Origin of the sequence: Amycolatopsis sp. NPDC048633 (assembly GCF_040650695.1) — a bacterium.
Classification (GTDB): domain Bacteria; phylum Actinomycetota; class Actinomycetes; order Mycobacteriales; family Pseudonocardiaceae; genus Amycolatopsis.
Genome location: NZ_JBEZHS010000001.1, coordinates 1,165,010 through 1,183,482, shown reverse-complemented (window position 1 = coordinate 1,183,482; position 18,473 = coordinate 1,165,010). Strand labels below are relative to the sequence as shown.

The window sequence follows — 18,473 nt, the reverse complement described above, 5'->3', positions numbered from 1 at the left end:
CGCGCCCGCAACTGGCAGGGAACGCACACGCCGCTGGTGCCGACCTGGCAGCATGATCGGCGAACAGTCAGAAAGGCAGCAGGGATGACCGAGCCGACCGATCTCGCCAAGGTGCCCGGCGTGATCCCCTACGTCGACCACCACACCGGCCCCCGCCGGCTGCTCGCCGTCGAGATCCCGCACCTCGGCCACACCGTGCGCGCCTACGCCCCGATCGCCAGCATCGACGGCCGGCAATACATCGTCTCCTGGGGTTCCGTCTCCTTCGAGATCCCCGCCGACCGGAACGTGCACGTCAGCGTGCACCTGCAGACCAACAGCGGACGCGACTACACGATCACCCCGTTCGCCTCGACCATCCTGCCGCCGCACCCCGCGCCGGTGCGGCTGCTCGCCCAGTTCGTGCCCACCCAAGGCCCTGAGGGCGCCCTCGTCCCCGTCGGCTGATGCTCGCCACGCGGTATCTCTTCCTGACCCGCCACGGCGAAGCGGCACCCACCGGCGACCTCACCGACGCCGGCCGGCAGCAGGCCGTCCTGCTCGGGCGGCGGCTCCGCGAGGTCCCCGTCTCCGCCGTCCACCACGGTCCCCTCCCGCGCACCTCGCAGACCGCCGCGCTCCTCGCCACCCAGCTGCCCGGCGTCCCCGTCTACGTCGACGAAGCGGCCGGCGACTTCGTCCCCTACACGCCCATGCGCGAAGAGCTCCCCGAGACGTCCGGCGACCTCCTCCACGCGTTCGCGCGGCAGCTTCCGCCCGCCGACGAGGAAAGGGCCGCCGAAGCCGAGCGGCGGTTCACCGGACCCGTGCCCGGTACCGAGACGCGGTTCGAAGTGCTCGTCACGCACAACTTCCTCGCCGGCTGGCTCGTCCGCGCCTCGCAGGACGCGCCGCCGTGGCGGTGGCTCGCCCTCGACCACGCCGACGCCGCGCTCACCGTGATCCGCTACTCGCCGGGGCGCCCGGCGGCGCTGCTGACGTACAACGACGTCGGCCACCTGCCCGCGGAACTGCGCTGGACCGGCTCTTCGCCCGAGTTTTACCTTCCGTAATCGGTGAACGCGGAGCGTCGCCACCCCGGAAAAGGAGGCTCGCCCGAATGGCCGAGCCTGTCAGGATGGGCGGATGAGTCCGGTTCCGTCACCCACCTCCGATCGGCCGAGCGACTACCTCGCCGCCGACGCCGTCGTCGATCACGGGCACCCCTTGATCCTCGCCCGGGTCGCGACCCTCCGACCGGACGCGGATGATCCCGCCGAACGGGCCGAGGCCGCGTTCCTCTTCGTCCGGGACGAAGTCGAGCACGTGATCGACGCCGAAGACCCGCGCGTCACCTGGCGCGCGTCGGACGTCCTGCGCGAGCGCGTCGGGATCTGCCACGCGAAAGCGCACCTGCTCGCCGCTTTGCTGCGCGCACAAGGGATCCCGGCCGGGTTCTGCTACCAGGAGCTCTCCGCGCTGCACGGGCTGAATGCCGTGTACCTGCACGGCAAGTGGTCGCGCCTCGACGCCCGCGGCAACCGCACCGGGGCCCGCGGGGAGTTTTCGCTCGGCGAGGAAAAACTGGCGTGGCCGGTGGACACCGCGCGCGGCGAGCGCGATCACCCGGAGATCCACCCGGCGCCGGCACCGGTCGTCGTGGATTTCCTGATGACGGCCGAGCCCGGTCCGGGCTGGTACGAAAAGGATCTCCCGGCCGCACTTTGAGCCGGGTTTCCGTGATTTTCGTAAAACTTGCCAACCTCGTTAATTATTGCCGAGAGTGACGTCTGTCCGTCATCCTTGTCCCCCGAACTTCTTATTTCGCGCGTCCCGTCGGGCGCGTAAAGTGACTCCCCGCACTCGAACCGACACATTACGCATTCGTCCGTTCGAGTGGTCCGAGGGAGGTGAAGCACGTGGCCGCGGATGGCGGACCCCTCCGCCGTACCCCACTGCAGGAGATCTTCTGGACCAGGACGAGCCTGCTCCTTTCGGTGCTCGTCGTGGTCGCCGGCCTCAGCCTGTGGCTCGCCGGCCTGATGGACCCCGGCACCGGGAAGACCCTGGTGACGTCCCTGGGCACCGGCACCCTGATCTCCGCGATCGTCGGGTTCGGCACCACACTGATCACCGCCAGCGCGTCGCAGCGGGCGCTGGTGACCCCGGTGATCGAAGAGAGCCGGCGCGCGCTGGAGGACCTGAGCGCCGAATACCGCGCGCTGAACAAGGAGTTCTTCCCCACCGACGTGTTCGACGCGACCACCGACCCCGATCCCGCGTTCAACCGGGGGCTGATGGCCGACCTCAACGCCACCCGGCAGTACTTCTTCCGCGGCTTCTCCGGCCGGCACGCGGCCGCCCGCCTGTTGCTTTCCCGCACGGAACGCGAACTCCGGGCCGTCATCGCCGATCCGCGTGACGCCAGCTCGATCAGCGGGCGCGCCCGCTACCTGCTCCGCCGCGAGGCGGGCGACGTCGACTACGAACAGATCCAGACCCGGCTCGACGAAGAGATCCGGATCGGGCTGGTCGGCCTCTTCCTGGCGCGCAGCCGCTGCGCGCAGGTCGACATCACCGTGGTCGCCGACCCGCCGCTCGACCGGCTCGAACTGTTCGACGACAGCGTGTGGGTGTCGCTCTACAGCGACGTTCGCGGCGCCACGAAGCTGTACCCGCGGTCCTTGCGGTTCACCGAGGGTTCCTTCCTCTACAACATGGAGCGCGCCGAGTTCGTGCGCGTTTCGCAGTCCCGGACCGGCCGCCACTTCCGCATCACGTCCGCCACGACGCGGACGGATTTCCTGGCGCTGTTCGAAAAGATCACCGGATCCCCCCTGTCCGAGGAGCAGTTCCGCGAGCTGGAAAGCAAGTTCCACGCTTTCCGCGCGGAGTTCTCCGAAGTCGCCGAGCTAGGGAGCTGACCTTGCTCACCCGTCTGTCCCCCCTGTCCGAACTGGCCACGCGCCTGCGCACGGCCGGGTTCCCGCTCGCCATCGACTGGCGCACGGTCGACACCTGGTTCCGGTCGTGGGCCGACCACCCCGAACTGCGGGAGGAACTGCGCTCGCAGCTCCGTTCGCTGTCTCCCGCGCAGGCCGCGAAACTGCTGCGCTCGTCCCGGGAAACCACGACCCACTTCGCCTGGTGCCTGCTCGATTCGCCGACCGACCCGTTTTCCTTCTGGCTGCACGAATACAAGGCGCAGCACGACTGGCGGGAGGGGTACGCGGATTCCGTGCACAACCACAGGTACCACTTCTGCACCACCATCCTCCGGGGCAGCTACCTCCACGAAAGGTACGAAACGACCCACGACCCCCGCACCGGCTTGATCGACTCCGCGCACCTGCGGCGCCGGACGTTGTGCCAGGCCGGGGCGTGCGCCACCATGCTGGCCGACGAATACCACCGGATTCCCGAAGCGGCGTCCGGCACGATGACGTTTCTCGTGAAATCACGGCCGGTGAGCACGTTCAGCCTTTCCTACGATCCGGCCAGCGGAATCGGCCATCGTCACGTTCCGGTCGAGGTCCGATTGGGGGAATTGGCCGACCGCATCTAGCTACACACCGGCGTCAGCGGCGCTTACCATTGCTCCACCCGTCTGAACACCACGGCCGGGATCGGAGAGGTGTATGCGCACGCAGGAAAGCACGATCGACCATGTGATCATCGAGGCCGTCGAGACCCGGGTTCATCGGTTGTGTCACCGATATGCCGAACGGTTGCAGTTCCACGGCTGGCACCACGTGAGCTTCGTCCGCGCGAAGGCGGCCGGCTTCGCCGAGCACAACGGGGCCGACCGCGCCGTCGTCGAAGTCGCGGCGCTGGTGCACGACGTCAACTACCTGGTGCTCCGCAACTCGCCCGCGGCGGCGGGCCGGAGCCTGCGGCTGGAGATCCTCGCGGAGTGCGGGGTCCCCGACGGCGTCGCGCGCTGGATCGACGCGATCATCGACGAAGCCGAAATGGCCACGCGCGGCCGCGACATTTCGCTGGAGGCGCAGGCCCTGAGCGACGCGGACACGCTGTTCAAGGCGCTGCCGGTGACCCCGGTGGTGCTCGCGCACCGGTACCTGCGCGAGAACGGGCTGAGCCTGCGCGAGCTGGCGCACAAGATCGTCGGCGAGCAGTGCGACGTCCACGACGAGGGGTACTACTTCTACAACCCCGAGGCGGCGGCGACGTACTCGCGCTGGGCGATGGCGAACCTCCAGCTGTGGCAGTGCATCAAGGAGGCGGTCGACGACCCGACGGTGGCGGAGCTGCTCGACGCGGTGCACGCGGTCGACGCGATGGCGTCCTAGGGCCGGCCGCCTTGGCCGTAGTCCCGGAGCCGGTCGACGACCTTGGCCACCTCGGGCGGCGGCAGCAGGCTCGGCCGGCCGGCGCTCTGCGCGAGCAGCCACACCCGGCAGGCCCACTCGAGCTGCTGGGCCCGGTGGTAGGCGGCCTCGAGGCCGTCGCCGTAGGTGAGGGTGCCGTGGTTGGCCATCAGGCAGCCGCGGCGCCCCTCCAGGGCCTCGAGCACGGCCGCCGCGAGCTCAGGCGTGCCGTAGGTGGCGTAGCGCGCGACGCGCACCGAGGGGCCGATCGTGGCGACGATGTAGTGGACGGGCGGCACCTCGCGCACGAGGGTCGACACGGCGGTGGCGTGCGGCGAATGCGTGTGGACGACGGCGGTGACGGGCTCGCGGTCGGGATCGCGGACGTCCCAGTACACGGACAGGTGCATCGGGAGCTCACTGGTCGGCTTGAGCGAGCCGTCGACGACCTGGCCCCCGAGGTCGACGACGGCCACATCGGCCGGCGTCATGCTCGAGTAGGGAACCCCGGTCGGGGTGACGGCGACCAGATCCCCGGCCCGAACGGAGACGTTCCCGGAAGTGCCGACGACCAGGCCGTCCCCGACCATCCGGCGCGCATAGGCGCAGACGGCGGCCCGCTCGGTCTCGAGGATCATGCGCAGGTCCCGTCGTCTCGTGGGTGATCAGCAGCTGAACTGAACACTGCCAGCCACCCACGAGCTTCGGCCACCTCTTGACCGGCCGAGGACACGCCCCCGCCCATCCCTCGCAGCGCTCCGGCAAAGACATGAACGACCCTTTCACCTCGTCAGACGAGGTGAAAGGGTCGTTCATGACCGCTGCCGCGGAACGAGTCCCCACCCGCTCGCCTGCGATCCGAGTGTCGCGAATGACTCATTCGGGGCGTCCGGGCCACCGTCGCCCCAGCCGGGCCCCACGGGCTGATGGGATCGAAATTGGCCCGGCGCCTCCCGAGGATCCGAGAGGCGCCGGCGTCTGCGGGAAAGTCAGGCCTTCGCGGGAGCAGCGGGAGCCGAGGGACCAGCCGGAGCCTTCGCGGGCGCAGCCGGAGCAGCGGGAACCTTCGCGGCAGGAGCAGGAGCCGGCTTCCGGTCCCCGTTCCCAGCAGCGGGAGCAGCGGTCTCCTCCACCGGGGCCAGCAACCGCATGGCCTCCTGGACCGCCACGTCCGTCGCCGCGATGCGCTCCGCGACCTTCGACCGCAGGTCCAAAGCCAGCTTCCGGTTCTGATCCGCCGTCGCCTGCTGCGTCCGAGCCGACGTCAACGCCGCCTCGGTCTCCTGCTTCTTGCGGGAGTTCTCCTCGTCGAACGCCTTCTTGCGCGCGGCCAGCTCCTCCGCGGCCTTCCGGTCCGCCGCGGCCCGGGCCTCGGCCGCCGCCGCCTCGGCCTTCCCGTCCGCTTCCTTGCGGGACCGCTCGGCCGCCGCGGCCAGCTCGACCCTCTTCGCGCCCGCCGCCGCGTTCAGCTTCTCGATCTCGCCCTTCGCCTCCGACTTCAGGCGGGCGCGCTCCTCCTCCGCGTCCTTCGCCAGCTTGTCCGCCGTGCGGCGGGTCTCGTGCGCGTACTTGTCGGCCTGGTCGCGGGTCGAGGCCGCGTCGGCCTCCGCCGCCGAGCGGAGGTCGGCGATCTCCTCCTCCGCGAGCTGCATCATCATCCGGACGCGCTCGGCCATCGCGCCGGCGCCGGACGGGCTGGCGCTCATCCGCGCGAGGGCGGCCTTCGTCTCGGCCAGCTCTTTCTGCGCGTACGCGAGAGCCTTCGACAGATCCGACGCCGTCGCGGCGGACTCGTCGCGGCTGCGCGCCGCTTCGCGGACCTCCTTGGTCAGCGCGGCGAGACGCTCGTCTACCTGACGCTGGTTGTAGCCGCGGACACCCACGGCGAATGTCTTCGAGGTGGACTGGGACTTCTCAGGCGCGACCATCGGGCCACCTTAATGAGCAAGGGACCTTCAGGACGTACCGCCAAACGGATGCATCACGAATTTGGGAACCCCCGGTAACACATGGCATTCTGACCTCGGCTGACCAGCGGCTGACCCGAGGAGTTCACTGTGGACATACCCGCAGTCCTCGCGGATATCGGCGCGCACTGGCACGTCTACGCCACCATGCCGCTCATCGCCGCCCTGATCGGCTACCTCACCAAGCGCGTCGCCATCGAGATGATGTTCCGGCCCCTCGAGTTCACCGGCATCCGGCCGTTCCTCGGGTGGCAGGGGGTGATCCCGGCCAACTCGCGGCGGATGGCCACCACCGCCGTGGATCTGCTGACCCGCAACCTCGTCGACCCGCAGGAGATCTTCGCCCGGCTCGACCCGGAGGAAATGGTCAAAGAGCTCGAAGCGCCGCTGCTCAAGGCCGTAGAGGACGTCACGCGCGAGGTCATGGAGACCTATCAGCCGCGGCTGTGGGAGATGCTGCCGTCGCGGGCGCAGCGGCTGCTCGTCGACCAGGTCCGCGCGCAGGCGCCGGAGGTCGTCAAGCGGCTGCTGCGGGAGGTCTCGACCAACATCGACGACGTCCTCGACGTCAACGACATGCTCATCAACGCCATGGTCCGCGACAAGTCGCTGACGTGCCGGCTGATCCGCGAGGTCGCCGCGCCCGAGTTCAAGTTCATCGCGCGCTCGGGCGTTTACTTCGGGTTCGTGATCGGGCTGGTCCAGTTCGTCGCCTGGGCCCTGACGAAGGAACCGCTGATCATGCCGATCTTCGGTTTCGTCACGGGCTTCGTCACGGACTGGCTCGCCCTCAAGATGATCTTCTACCCGCGCGAGCCCCGCGGCTTCGGGTTCTTCCGCTGGCAGGGCATGTTCCAGAAACGCCGTCAGGAGGTCGCCGCCGACTACGGCGCGCTGATCGCCGACGAGGTCCTGACCGTGCGGAACGTGATGGAGGCCGTGCTCACCGGCCCGCGCGCGGACCGGCTGTTCGCGCTGATCACCCGCGAGGTGCAGCGCACGATCGACGCGCAGGCGAGCATCGCCAAGCCGCTGGTCGCGCTGACCATGGGCGGCAAGCAGTACCAGGAGATGAAGCGCGCGGCCGCCGAGAAGGCCATCGCCTACCTCCCCGAAACGGTGAAACACGTCGAGAGCTACGCCACCGGCGCGCTCGACGTCCGCAACACGATCGTCGACAAGATGCAGCAGCTGACGCCACTCGAGTTCGAAGGCATCCTGCGGCCGGCCTTCAAGCAGGACGAATGGAAGCTCATCGCCGTCGGCGCGGTCATCGGTGGGCTGGTGGGTGAACTCCAGGTGCTGCTCCTGCTGCACTGATCAAGGGCCGATAGCGTGCGCGGGTGGACTTCGGCACGCACTGGCAGGTGTACGTCACCATGCCGTTCATCGCGGCGCTGATCGGCTACGTCACCAAGCGCGTCGCCATCGAGATGATGTTCCGGCCGCTCGAGTTCACCGGGGTCAAGCCGTTCCTCGGCTGGCAGGGCGTCCTGCCGGCGAACGCCGAGCGGATGGCGGCGACGGCCACCGAGATGCTGACGACCAACCTCGTCGACCCCAAGGAGATCTTCGCCCGGCTCGACCCGGAGCAGGTCGCGAAGGAGATCGAGCAGCCGCTGCTGCGGGTCGTCGAGGACGTCACCCGCGAGGTGATGGAGACCTACCAGCCGCGGCTGTGGGAGGTGCTGCCGAACGGCGCGCAGCAGTTGCTGCTCAAGCGCGTCCAGGCCGAGGCGCCGAAGGCGATCACCAAGATCATGCGGGAGATCGCCGACAACATCGAGGACGTCCTCGACCTCCAGCACATGGTCGTGACGAACCTGGTCCGCGACAAGGCGCTGCTCAACCGGCTGATCCGCGACATCTCGCGACCCGAGATGCGGTTCATCGCCCGCTCGGGGATCTGGTTCGGGTTCATCCTCGGCTGCGTGCAGCTGGTGGTGTGGGCGCTGACGAAGTCGCCGATCGTGCTGCCGCTGTTCGGCCTCCTCATCGGCTGGTTCACCGACTGGCTGGCCCTGAAGATGATCTTCCTGCCGCGCGAGCCGCGCCGGTTCTTCGGCGTCTACACCTGGCAGGGCGTCTTCCAGAAGCGCCGTGACCAGGTCGCCGCCGACTACGGCGACATGATCGCGCGCGAGATCATCACCATCCCGAACCTGCTGGAAGCCGTGCTGCGCGGCCCGAAGTCCGACCGGCTCTTCGCGATGATCACCCGCGAGGTGCAGAAGACGATCGACGCGCAGGCGAGCGTCGTCAAGCCGTTCGTCGCCATCGCCGTCGGGACGAGAAAGTTCCAGGAGCTGAAGCAGACGGCCGCCGCGAAGGCCGCGGAGCGCGTCCCGGAGACGATCCGGTACGCCGAGAACTACGCCATCAACGCGCTCGACGTGCGCAACACGATCGTCGACCGGATGAAGAAGCTGAGCGCGCTGGAGTTCGAGCAGCTGCTGCGGCCGGCGTTCCGGCAGGACGAGTGGAAGCTGATCGCCGTCGGTGCGGTGATCGGCGGGCTCGTCGGAGAACTGCAGGTGCTCGCCCTGCTCGGGTAGCCGGTACGGTTTTGCTTTCGGCAGGAGGAGGTCGGCTTGGACGCTGTCCTGGACGACCTCGCGCGGCACTGGCCGCTCTACGCGGCGATGCCGTTCATCGCGGCGCTGATCGGGTACGTCACCAAGCGTGTCGCCATCGAAATGATGTTCCGGCCGCTGGACTTCCTCGGGATCCCGCCGCTGCTCGGCTGGCAGGGCGTCGTCCCGAAGCACGGCGGGCGGATGGCGGCGGTGGCGACCGAGCTGCTGACGGCGAACCTGCTCGACCTCCGCGAGGTCTTCGGCCGGATCGACCCGGTGATCATCACGAGCGAGCTGGAGCAGCCGCTGCTGCGCGCGGTCGACCACATCGCGCGCGAGGTGCTCGCCGAGCACCACCCGCGGCTGTGGGAGGTCATGCCGACGCTGGCGCAGGAGATGCTGATCAAGCAGGTCCAGGCGTCGGCGCCGCGGCTGGTCCGGGAGTTCCTCGACGACGTCCGCGAGAACCTCGACGAGGTCCTCGACGTCCAGCACATGACGGTCCAGCGGCTGACGCGGGACAAAGCGCTGCTGGTGCGGCTGATCCGCGAGACGTCCCGGCCGGAGATGTCGTTCATCGCGCGGATGGGCATCTACTTCGGCTTCGGGCTCGGCCTGGTGCAGACGATCGTGTGGGCGTTCACGCGCGAGCCGTGGGTGCTCCCGGCGTTCGGCGGCGTGATCGGGCTGTGCACGGACTGGCTGGCGATCAAGCTGATCTTCGTCCCGCGCGAGCCGGTCCGCCTGGGCCGGGTGATCTTCCAGGGCAAGTTCCAGCGCCGGCGCGCGGAGGTGGCGCGGCAGTACGGCGAGCTGATCGCGACCGAGGTCCTGACGGTGCAGAACCTGCTGGACGCGGTGTTGCGCGGCCCGCGCGCCGATCGGCTGGCGGCGCTGGTGGAGCAGATGGTGTCGTCGGCGGTCGACGCGCAGCTGCCGCTGTCTTTCGCGGTGGGCGGCACGCGGCTGCGCGAGATGAAGCACGCGGCGGCCCGGAAGGCGCTGGAGCAGCTGCCGGACACGGCCCGGTACGCCGAGGGCTACCTGACCGAGGCGATGGACGTCGCGAAGATGATCGAGCAGCGGATGCTGGCGTTGACGCCCCTGGAGTTCGAGGGGCTGCTGCGGCCGGCGTTCCGGCAGGACGAGTGGAAGCTGATCGCGGTCGGCGGGGTGATCGGGTTCGTGGTCGGGGAGCTGCAGGTCCTGCTGATGCTGGGTTAGCAGCGCCCCAATGTGGCCTTCGGTGCGTTGAACGCACCGAAGGCCGCCTTGGGTGCGTTCAACGCAACCAAGGCCACATTGGGGCGCTGGGGTCAGGCCGCCGCGACCAGGTCCGGGGCCGGGTCGACCGCGCGGACCCGGGTCCGGCGGTCGCGCTGCCAGGCGATCAGGCGGCAGACCACGTAGATCAAGAACGAAATCGCCGTCACGAACGCGCTCACCGGCAGCCCCGGTGCCAGCGACAGCACGATCCCGCCCAGCGCCGACACCTCGGCGAAGACCACCGCCAGCACCGTCGCCTTCCACGGTGACGCCGTCACGCGAGCCGCCGCGGCCGCCGGCGTCACCATCAGCGCCACCACCAGCAGCGACCCGACGACCTTCACGCTCAACGCCGTCGAGATGCCCACCAGCAGCGCGAACACCACCGTCAACGTCTTCACCGGGACCCCGCGCGCGACAGCCACGTTCCGGTCCACCGAAGCGAACAGCAACGGCCGGTAGACCAGCGCCAGTACCGCCAGCACCACCACCGACGACACGACGAACAACGTCAGGTTCGTCGAGTCGATCGTGATGATCTGGCCGGTGAGGATCCCGAACTTGTTCCCGGACCGTCCTTTGTAGAACGACAGGAACAGCACGCCCATGCCGAGGCCGAACGACAGGATCACGCCGATCACCGAGTCGCGGTCCGCGTCGCGCGCGCCGAGGATGCCCAGCAGCAGCGCCGCCACCACCGCGCCGATCAACGCGCCGTACTCGACGCCGATCCCCAGCAGCAGGGCCGCCGCGCCGCCGGTGAACGCCAGCTCCGACGTCCCGTGCACCGCGAACGACATCCGCCGCATCACGATCAGCGGCCCCAGCACGCCGGCCACCAACCCGAGGATCGCCGCCGCGAGCAGGGCCGTCTGGACGCCGTCCAGCTCGGTGATCAGCTCCCACGTCTTGCCGAAGTCGAACAGATCCAAGACTCAGCCCACTTGCTCTTCGACGTCGTGTTCGTGGTGGTGCGGCTCCTGCTCGCACAGCGAGCTCTGCGCGCCCGCGATGTGGATCTGGCCGCCCACCTTCAGCACCTCGACGCGCGTGCCGTACAGCTCCGACAGCGTCCGGGTGGTCATCACCTCGTCCGGCTTGCCGATCCGGAAGGACCCGTTGACCAGGTACAGCACCCGGTCGACGAACGGCAGCACCGGGTTGATCTCGTGCGTCACGAACAGCACCGCGGTGCCCGATGTGCTCCGGCGCCGGTCGATCAGCTCGCTGATCGCGCGCTGGTGCGCCAGGTCCAGCGACAGCAGCGGCTCGTCGCAGAGCAGCACCTCGGGGTCGCCGACCAGGGCTTGGGCCACCCGCAGCCGCTGCTGCTCGCCGCCGGACAGCCGCCCGACGGGCTGCTTCGCGTACCGCGTCGCCCCCACCGCTTCGATGGCTTCGGAAACCCGGCGTCGTCGTGCCCCCATGCCGAACAGGCCCGGGCCCCAGCGGTGGCCGTCGAGGCCCAGCCCGACCAGGTCGACGCCGCGCAGCGTCAGCGACTCGTCGATCGCGCGCTGCTGCGGGATGTAGCCGACCTTGCGGTTCGCGCCGCCCGGGCGGCCGCCGGCGATCTCGACCGTGCCCGCCGACAGGCCCTGCATGCCGAGCAGCGCCTTCAGCAGGCTGCTCTTGCCGGAGCCGTTGGGGCCGAGCACGGCGAGGAACTCCCCCGGCTCGACGACGAGGTCCAGCCCCGACCACAGGGTCCGGGGACCGAACGCGAGCCCCGCCCCGCGGACCCGGACCGCGGGGCGTACGTCGTCGGAGACGGAGGTGGGAGGCATACCTACTTCAACGCTCCTGCCAGCGCTTCGACTTCCCCGGTCATCCAGCCAATGTAGTCCGTCGCACCCTGCGGCAGCGTCTCGGTCACGTCGACGACGCCGATCCCGGCGGCCTTCGCCTGCGCCACGACGTCCTGCGTGAGCGGCGTGACCGTCTGGGCGTTGTTGATCAGCGCCTTGACCTGCTTGGTGGCGATGAGCTGCTTGTACTCGTTGACGGCGCCGGCCGGGACGTCGGTGTCGTTCTCCACGGCGTCCGAGAAGGCCTTCGGCGTCGCGTCCGTCAGCTTCGCGCTCTCGAGCAGGTAGTGCGCCACCGGCTCGGTGACGACGACCTTCGTGCCCGGGTGCGTGGTGCCGAGCTCGCCGAGCCGCTTCTCCAGCGCGTCCACCTTCGCCTTGAACGCCGTCGCGTTGTCGGTGAACGCCTGCTTCGACGCCGGTTCCAGCTCGCCGAGCTGCGCGGCGACCTGGTCGGCCACCTTGTCGACGCCCGGCAGGTCGTACCAGACGTGCTCGTTCTCGTCGCCGGTCGCGGCGATGTCGTAGGCGACGAGCTTCTTCGCGTCCCCGGCCTGGCCGGTGAGCTTGTCGAAGAACTCGTCGTAGCCGCCGCCGTTGGACAGCAGCAGCTTCGCGTCCTTCGCCGCGAGGGCGTCGTCGGCGGTGGTCTCGTACGAGTGCGGGTCGGCCGACGGGTCGTGGATGATCGACTTGACCTCGACCTTGTCGCCGCCGACGGCGCTCACGACGCTGCCCCAGACGTCCGTCGAGGCCACGACCTTGATCTTCCCGGAGCCGCCGGACTGCCCGCCGCCGTCGGAGCCCGACGTTCCACCGGAGCACCCGGCCAGGGCGAGGACGGACAGAGCCGAAGCGGCGGCGAGCACGCTCCTGGTGCGGCGGGAACTCATCGAGAACTCTCCTGGATCGAGACCGAAACGCTAATGGAAACCGTTGTCAGATTCACCTTACCCCATCCGGATGACTTCCTGGCCATCCGATCGCGGTTTGGTGTATGCGTCTTCGTGCATGCGGATCGAGACATCGACCACCCGGGGTGTCTCTTCATGAATTCGATCTGAACCGTTACGGTTTGCTGATGGGACGTCCTATTCGCACCCGGAGGCAGGCGACGCTGGCGTCGCTCGCGGCGGAGCTCGGTGTGTCCAGGACCACGGTGTCCAACGCCTACAACCGGCCGGACCAGCTGTCCCCCGAACTGCGCCGCCGCGTCCTCGAGACCGCGCGCCGCCTCGGCTACCCCGGTCCCGACCCGGTCGCCCGCTCGCTGCGCACCCGCCGGGCCGGCGCCGTCGGGCTGCTGCTCACCGAGAACCTCTCCTACGCCTTCCGCGACCCCGCCGCCGTCGGCGTGCTCGAAGGACTGGCCCTGGCCTGCGAAGACGCCGGTGTCGGCCTCCACCTGGTGCCGGCCAGCCCGGGCCGGGAAGACGTCGCCGCGGTGCACCGCGCGGGCGTCGACGGCTTCGTCGTCTACTCCGTGCCGGACGACGACCCGCACCTGGCCGCCGTGCTCGAACGGCCGGTGCCGACGGTGATCATCGACCAGCCGAGCATCGAAGGCATCGACCGCGTCGGCCCGGACGACGCGGCGGCCGTCGGCAAGATCGCCGAGCACCTCGTCGGCCTCGGCCACCGGCAGGTCGGCGTCATCTGCATGCGGCTGGCCCGCGAGCGCAACGACGACTTCGTCTCCCCGACGCGCCAGAGCGGCGCGCACTTCCACGTCCAGCGCACCCGGCTGGAGGCGCTGGCCGTGGCGTTCTCGGCGGCCGGCGTCGACTGGGCGGGCGTCCCGGTCGTCGAGCGCTTCGACCACACGGTGGACGACGGCGCGTCCGCCGCCCGTCAGCTGCTGGACGCGTACCCGCAGATCACGGCCGTGATCTGCACCTCCGACATCCTCGCGCTCGGCGCCATGGCCGAAGCCGAGCGGCGCGGGCTGCGGGTGCCGCAGGACCTCACCGTCACCGGCTTCGACGGCATCGCCGAGGCCGAGCGGATCGGCCTCACCACGGTCCACCAGCCGGTGCTCGAAAAGGGCAAGATGGCCGGACGGCTGCTGCTCAGCTCGGGCGAGCGGAGCGCGCCGAAGGTGATCACGCTGCCGACCGAGCTGCGCGTCGGGCGCACGTCGGCACCCCCTAGAACGGTCGAGGAGCCCTGGTTCGGGGGCTGACCCGTGACATAGCTCGTAGTGCATTGCTCGTAGAGGTGCGCACCAGGTCAAATGGAGTGGTACGCCCGCGCCGCGGGGCCACTGGCCGGAAGGTGACCGATGACCTCGATCGACGTTCTGCTCAAGCGCAACCAAGAGCTCGGCGAAGTGACGCCCGGCGACCGCTCGTCGCCCAAGCCGTCGCTGCACGTGGCCATCCTGACCTGCATGGACGCCCGGATCCGGGTGTTCGAGCTCTTCGGCCTGCTGCAGGGCGAGTCGCACGTCCTGCGCAACGCGGGCGGCGTGGTGACCGACGACATGATCCGCTCGCTGGCCCTTTCGCAGCGCAAGCTGGGCACCCGCGAGGTGCTGATCGTCCAGCACACCGAGTGCGGCCTTTCGATGGTCACCGAAGACGACTTCAAGGACGAGCTGGAGAGCGACACCGGACTGCGGCCGACCTGGGCGGTCGAGGCGTTCCGCAACGTCGAGAACAGCGTCCGGACGTCGGTGGAGCGCGTGCGCCGCAGCGACTTCCTGCCGCACACCGACAACGTCCGGGGCTTCGTCTACGACGTCAAGACCGGGAAGCTCACCGAGGTCGAGTAGCATTCCCGTTCAGATGTCGTCACCATCTGAACGGGGATCTCGTGCGCGTCCTCTTCGCCGGGCTCGCGTCCGCCGGCCACACGTACCCGATGATCCCGCTCGCGGTCGCGGCGCGGGACAACGGGCACGAGGTGCATTTCGCGGCGGGTGAGCACGTCCACCCACCGCTGCACCGGCTCGGGCTCAATCCCTTCCGGCCCGCGGACTCGTTCTACGAGATCTACGCCGAGGACCTCGAACCGGACCTCGCCCGGCTGCGGCCGGACCTGGTGGTGCACGGCTGGGGCGTCCCGGAGGTGGGCGTCGCCGCCCGGCGCGCCGGGATCCCCGCCCTGTGGCACGGGTTCGGCCGGATGATCCCCGACGGCATCGGGTTCGAGCGCCCCAGCGGCGGGGCGCACCTGGACGTCTGCCCGCCGTCGTTGCAGGACAAGGACTTCCTCGCGACCGCCGAGCGGATCGCCCTGCGTCCGGTGCCCTTCTCGGAGCCGGCGCCGTCCGTGCCCGGCCGCCCGGTGATCTACCTGACGCTCGGCACCGCGTTCGGCACGCCGGAAGTGCTCACCACCGCGATCCACGGCCTGGCCGCCCTCGGCGAGCACGTCGTCGTCGCCACCGGCCGGGTGCGGCCGGAGGAACTCGGCAGCGTGCCGGGCAACGTCACGGTCCGGGCGTGGGTGGACCAGGCCGAACTGCTGCCGCGCGCCGGTCTCGTCGTGCACCACGGCGGCAGCGGGACCACGCTGGGCGCGCTCGCCGCCGGCGTCCCGCAGCTGCTCCTGCCGCAAGGCGCCGACCAGTTCGCCAACGCCGAGACGCTCATCGCCGCGGGAGCCGCGCTGCGGCTCCTGCCTGGCGAACTGAGCGCGGACGCCGTCACCGAACAGGCCCGGAAAGCGTCCTCCTGCCGGGACGCGGCCCGCGCGATCGCCGACGAAATCGCCGCGATGCCGTCGCCCGGCGAGGTCGCTCGCGAGCTGCCGAAGTGGGCGAAGTAGCCTCCCGGCGTGGCTGTGGACGCTGACGTACTGCTCGACTGGTTCTCCACGCACGGCCGGGACCTGCCCTGGCGCGAGCCGGACTGCTCGGCCTGGGGCGTGCTGGTCAGCGAAATCATGCTCCAGCAGACGCCGGTCGCGCGGGTGCAGCCGATCTGGCACGAGTGGATGGCGCGCTGGCCGGTTCCGTCGGCGCTGGCCGCGTCGTCGCCGGGCGAGGTCGTGCGGGCCTGGGGCAAGCTCGGCTACCCGCGGCGCGCGCTGCGGCTCCACGAAGCCGCCGGGGTGATCGCGCGCGACCACGGTGACGTCGTTCCGTCCGATGTGGACACTCTGCTCGCGCTGCCCGGCATCGGCGCCTACACCGCTCGCGCCGTCGCCGCGTTCGCCTACGGGCAGCGCGCACCCGTAGTCGACACGAACGTGCGGCGTGTCGTCGCGCGGGCCGTGCACGGGGCCGGGGACGCCGGGCCCGCGTCGAACACCCGGGACATGAACGACGTCGAGGCCCTGCTGCCCGCCGACGATGCCCCCGCCGCCCGGTTTTCCGCCGCGATCATGGAGCTCGGCGCGCTGATCTGCACGGCACGAAGTCCGCGGTGCGCGGACTGCCCGGTCTACGACGAATGCGCGTGGCAGCTGGCCGGACGGCCCGAGTACGCCGGCCCGGCCAAGCCCGTACAGCGGTTCGCCGGCACCGACCGGCAGGTCCGCGGCCTGCTGCTGGACGTCCTGCGCGGGTCCGAGGGCCCGGTGGAGAAGGCCCGGCTCGACCTGGTGTGGCACGACGGCGGCCAGCGCGACCGCTGCCTGGACTCCCTGCTCGCCGACGGCCTCCTCGAACAGACCAGTGGCGGGCTGTTCGCGCTCCCAGGTGAACACTAACGCGCTACAACCAAAGTTGGTCAATAGTTGTCAACGGCGCGGTCCGGAGCTACCTTTTCCCGCATGGTCCATGTAGACCGCCGGACCCTGCTCAAGGCGGGGATGACCGTTACCGCGGCCGGCGCACTGGGGATGACGACCACGGGTACGGCCGCTGCGGCCGTGCCGACACCGACGATCCACCCCACCTCGGAGTGGGGCGCACGGGCCGCCACCGGCCCGATCGTCGTCGAGAACCACAAACCGACCTACATCGTCGTGCACCATGCCGTCGATCCGCCGATGAACAACGACTTCTCGCTGGCGCGCGCGTTCTACGTCGCGAAGTTCATCCAAGACCTGCACATGGACAAGAACGGCTGGATCGACAGCGGCCAGCAGTTCACGAACAGCCGCGGCGGGTTCGTCACCGAAGGCAGGCACCGCAGCCTGGAGATCCTGCGCGGCGGCACCCAGCACGTGCAGGGCGCGAACGTCGGCAACCACAACAGCGAAGTCATCGGCATCGAGAACGAAGGCCTGTACAGCACGGTCGACGTGCCGCAGGCGCTGTGGGACTCGCTGGTGAACCTGGTCGCCTACATCGCGCACCAGTACGGCATCGCGCCCGAGTTCATCAAGGGCCACCGCGACTTCAACTCGACCGAATGCCCCGGCCAGGTGCTCTACAACCGGCTGCCGGAGCTGCGGACGGCGGTGGGCCGCGTCCTCGGCGTCTCGGTGGCGCGGTCCGAAGCCGAATGGCCGCTGCTGAAGCCGGGCGACACGGGCCGTCAGGTCCAACAGGCACAGCGATTCCTGCGCACGTCGGGCTTCGGCGTGCCGACTGATGGCGTGTTCGGTAAGTCCACAAAGGACGCCGTGGCTGCTTTGTCCGTTCAGGCCGGGCTGCCGCGCGACACCTGCACAGCGGCGAAGGCGGCCGACGAGACCGGCTTCCTCGGCTCGGACGTCTGGCCGCTGATCGTCCCGTCCGACCGCTCGACGGCAGCCTGGCGAGCGGACCTGACCCGGGACTGAAGGGTCGACACGCGTGATTGGGGCGACGACACGGCGACTCAACGGCGCGCTCGGCGTGTCGTCCCTCTGATCACGCGTGTCGACTCCGCGATCACGCGTGTCGACCTTTTCAGCGCGCGAGCACCTGGGCGAGGAACGCCTCCACCGCGCCTCGGTAGGTCTCCGGGGCTTCGTCGTGGGGCAGGTGGGCCGAGCCCGGCACCACCAGGTGCTTCGCGCCGGCGACCCGTGACGCGACGAGCGCCTGCTGGCCGGGCGGCATCGCCGTGTGCTCGCCCTCGACCAGCAGCAGCGGGCAGCGGATCGCGTCGACGACGTCCCAGTAGTCCCGGCGGCCCCATTCGGCGGCGATGACGTACAGGTCCTCGAGGTCGGCGACCAGGTGGAACCCGTCGGAACGCTCCTCGACGCAGTCTGCGAAGTACTCGCCCGCGTCGCCGAAGAACTCGCGGACGTGCTCCAGGGACTCGAACGGCACCGGCCAGCTCTCGAAGTACCCGCGCCACGTCTCGACGGTCCGGCCGCGCTGGTCCGGCGCGAAGTCCTCGGACACGACCGCGCGCACCAGCTCCGGGTACTTCGCGGCGGTCGCCCACGCGTGCAGGCCACCCATCGAGTGGCCGATCAGCACCGCCGGGCCCGCGTCGAGGGTCCGCAGCGCGTCGGCGACGTCGTCGGTGAACCGCTCGGTCGTCCAGGGCCCGACGCGCGGCGCGCTGCCGTGGCCGCGCGCGTCGAGGCCGTACACCGCGCCGTAGGGCCGGAGCCACTCCGCGACACGCCGCCACGTCCGCGCGCGGCCCATCAGTCCGTGGAGCAGAACGATCGGCACGCCGGTGCCGCCGAAACAGAGCACGCGGCCACCTAACCACA

General features: G+C 69.9%; 20 protein-coding genes. 14 read left to right on the top strand and 6 right to left on the bottom strand.

Features of this window, described 5'->3' with window-relative positions; all coding sequences use genetic code 11:
• The first annotated feature begins 84 nt into the window (after positions 1–84).
• From AB0C38_RS05960 to AB0C38_RS05935, 6 genes are all read left to right on the top strand, one after another.
• The gene (locus tag AB0C38_RS05960; RefSeq protein WP_360667084.1) at positions 85–447 is read left to right on the top strand and encodes a hypothetical protein; all 363 of its coding nucleotides are present in this window, start codon (positions 85–87) and stop codon (positions 445–447) included.
• Positions 447–1,052 carry a histidine phosphatase family protein gene (locus tag AB0C38_RS05955; protein ID WP_360667081.1) on the top strand — a complete coding sequence of 202 codons (606 nt, stop codon included), beginning with the start codon at positions 447–449 and terminating at the stop codon, positions 1,050–1,052. The genes AB0C38_RS05960 and AB0C38_RS05955 overlap by 1 nt, the downstream gene beginning before the upstream one ends.
• Before the next feature lie 73 nt (positions 1,053–1,125).
• A complete protein-coding gene (locus AB0C38_RS05950; RefSeq protein WP_360667078.1) occupies positions 1,126–1,707 on the top strand; it encodes a transglutaminase family protein in 582 nt (193 codons plus the stop codon).
• Between the two features lie 182 nt (positions 1,708–1,889).
• Positions 1,890–2,903, top strand: a complete 1,014-nt coding sequence (locus AB0C38_RS05945; RefSeq protein ID WP_360667075.1) for a hypothetical protein — start codon at positions 1,890–1,892, stop codon at positions 2,901–2,903.
• A gap of 2 nt (positions 2,904–2,905) precedes the next feature.
• Positions 2,906–3,544 (top strand): hypothetical protein, encoded by a 639-nt coding sequence (locus AB0C38_RS05940; RefSeq protein WP_360667072.1) that lies wholly within the window; start codon positions 2,906–2,908, stop codon positions 3,542–3,544.
• A gap of 73 nt (positions 3,545–3,617) precedes the next feature.
• A complete protein-coding gene (locus AB0C38_RS05935) occupies positions 3,618–4,289 on the top strand; it encodes an HD family phosphohydrolase (protein ID WP_360667069.1) in 672 nt (223 codons plus the stop codon).
• Here AB0C38_RS05935 and AB0C38_RS05930 read toward each other — a convergent pair.
• Together AB0C38_RS05930 and AB0C38_RS05925 are read right to left on the bottom strand one after the other, a co-directional pair.
• Positions 4,286–4,945, bottom strand: a complete 660-nt coding sequence (locus tag AB0C38_RS05930) for a class II aldolase/adducin family protein (RefSeq protein WP_360667066.1) — start codon at positions 4,943–4,945, stop codon at positions 4,286–4,288. The genes AB0C38_RS05935 and AB0C38_RS05930 overlap by 4 nt on opposite strands.
• Before the next feature lie 351 nt (positions 4,946–5,296).
• A complete protein-coding gene (locus AB0C38_RS05925; protein ID WP_360667063.1) occupies positions 5,297–6,235 on the bottom strand; it encodes a hypothetical protein in 939 nt (312 codons plus the stop codon).
• 129 nt (positions 6,236–6,364) lie between these two features.
• Here AB0C38_RS05925 and AB0C38_RS05920 point away from each other — a divergent pair, with 129 nt between their 5' ends.
• The 3 genes from AB0C38_RS05920 to AB0C38_RS05910 are packed head-to-tail and all read left to right on the top strand — an operon-like array spanning position 6,365 to position 10,074.
• Entirely contained in the window at positions 6,365–7,594 is a 1,230-nt protein-coding gene (locus tag AB0C38_RS05920; RefSeq protein WP_360667060.1) for a DUF445 family protein, read from the top strand.
• Between the two features lie 59 nt (positions 7,595–7,653).
• Complete coding sequence (locus AB0C38_RS05915) at positions 7,654–8,829, top strand: DUF445 family protein (protein WP_360667538.1); 1,176 nt, start codon at positions 7,654–7,656, stop codon at positions 8,827–8,829.
• Between the two features lie 36 nt (positions 8,830–8,865).
• Positions 8,866–10,074: a DUF445 domain-containing protein gene (locus tag AB0C38_RS05910; protein WP_360667057.1), complete on the top strand. Its 1,209-nt coding sequence runs from the start codon at positions 8,866–8,868 to the stop codon at positions 10,072–10,074.
• Positions 10,075–10,166: 92 nt separating this feature from the next.
• On the opposite strand, the gene AB0C38_RS05905 is transcribed toward AB0C38_RS05910, so the two are convergent.
• Genes AB0C38_RS05905 through AB0C38_RS05895 form a run of 3 tightly spaced genes read right to left on the bottom strand, consistent with a single transcriptional unit; the run spans position 10,167 to position 12,817 of the window.
• Entirely contained in the window at positions 10,167–11,048 is an 882-nt protein-coding gene (locus AB0C38_RS05905) for a metal ABC transporter permease (protein ID WP_360667054.1), read from the bottom strand.
• A gap of 3 nt (positions 11,049–11,051) precedes the next feature.
• Positions 11,052–11,903, bottom strand: coding sequence for a metal ABC transporter ATP-binding protein (locus tag AB0C38_RS05900; protein WP_360667051.1), 852 nt, complete (start codon positions 11,901–11,903; stop codon positions 11,052–11,054).
• Positions 11,904–11,905: 2 nt separating this feature from the next.
• Entirely contained in the window at positions 11,906–12,817 is a 912-nt protein-coding gene (locus tag AB0C38_RS05895; RefSeq protein WP_360667048.1) for a zinc ABC transporter substrate-binding protein, read from the bottom strand.
• 188 nt (positions 12,818–13,005) lie between these two features.
• On the opposite strand from AB0C38_RS05895, the gene AB0C38_RS05890 reads away from it, so the two are divergent.
• The 5 genes from AB0C38_RS05890 to AB0C38_RS05870 all read left to right on the top strand — a co-directional run bounded on the left by AB0C38_RS05890 (position 13,006) and on the right by AB0C38_RS05870 (position 17,600).
• Positions 13,006–14,106 (top strand): LacI family DNA-binding transcriptional regulator, encoded by a 1,101-nt coding sequence (locus AB0C38_RS05890; protein WP_360667045.1) that lies wholly within the window; start codon positions 13,006–13,008, stop codon positions 14,104–14,106.
• A 99-nt stretch (positions 14,107–14,205) separates the two neighbouring features.
• Positions 14,206–14,697: a carbonic anhydrase gene (locus AB0C38_RS05885; RefSeq protein ID WP_360667042.1), complete on the top strand. Its 492-nt coding sequence runs from the start codon at positions 14,206–14,208 to the stop codon at positions 14,695–14,697.
• Between the two features lie 41 nt (positions 14,698–14,738).
• Positions 14,739–15,695, top strand: coding sequence for a glycosyltransferase (locus tag AB0C38_RS05880; protein WP_360667039.1), 957 nt, complete (start codon positions 14,739–14,741; stop codon positions 15,693–15,695).
• Positions 15,696–15,704: 9 nt separating this feature from the next.
• Positions 15,705–16,580, top strand: coding sequence for an A/G-specific adenine glycosylase (locus AB0C38_RS05875; RefSeq protein ID WP_360667036.1), 876 nt, complete (start codon positions 15,705–15,707; stop codon positions 16,578–16,580).
• A 63-nt stretch (positions 16,581–16,643) separates the two neighbouring features.
• Positions 16,644–17,600, top strand: coding sequence for an N-acetylmuramoyl-L-alanine amidase (locus AB0C38_RS05870; RefSeq protein WP_360667033.1), 957 nt, complete (start codon positions 16,644–16,646; stop codon positions 17,598–17,600).
• 109 nt (positions 17,601–17,709) lie between these two features.
• Here the strand turns inward: AB0C38_RS05870 and AB0C38_RS05865 are convergent, their stop codons facing one another.
• Positions 17,710–18,456: an alpha/beta hydrolase gene (locus AB0C38_RS05865; RefSeq protein WP_360667030.1), complete on the bottom strand. Its 747-nt coding sequence runs from the start codon at positions 18,454–18,456 to the stop codon at positions 17,710–17,712.
• Positions 18,457–18,473 lie beyond the last annotated feature (17 nt).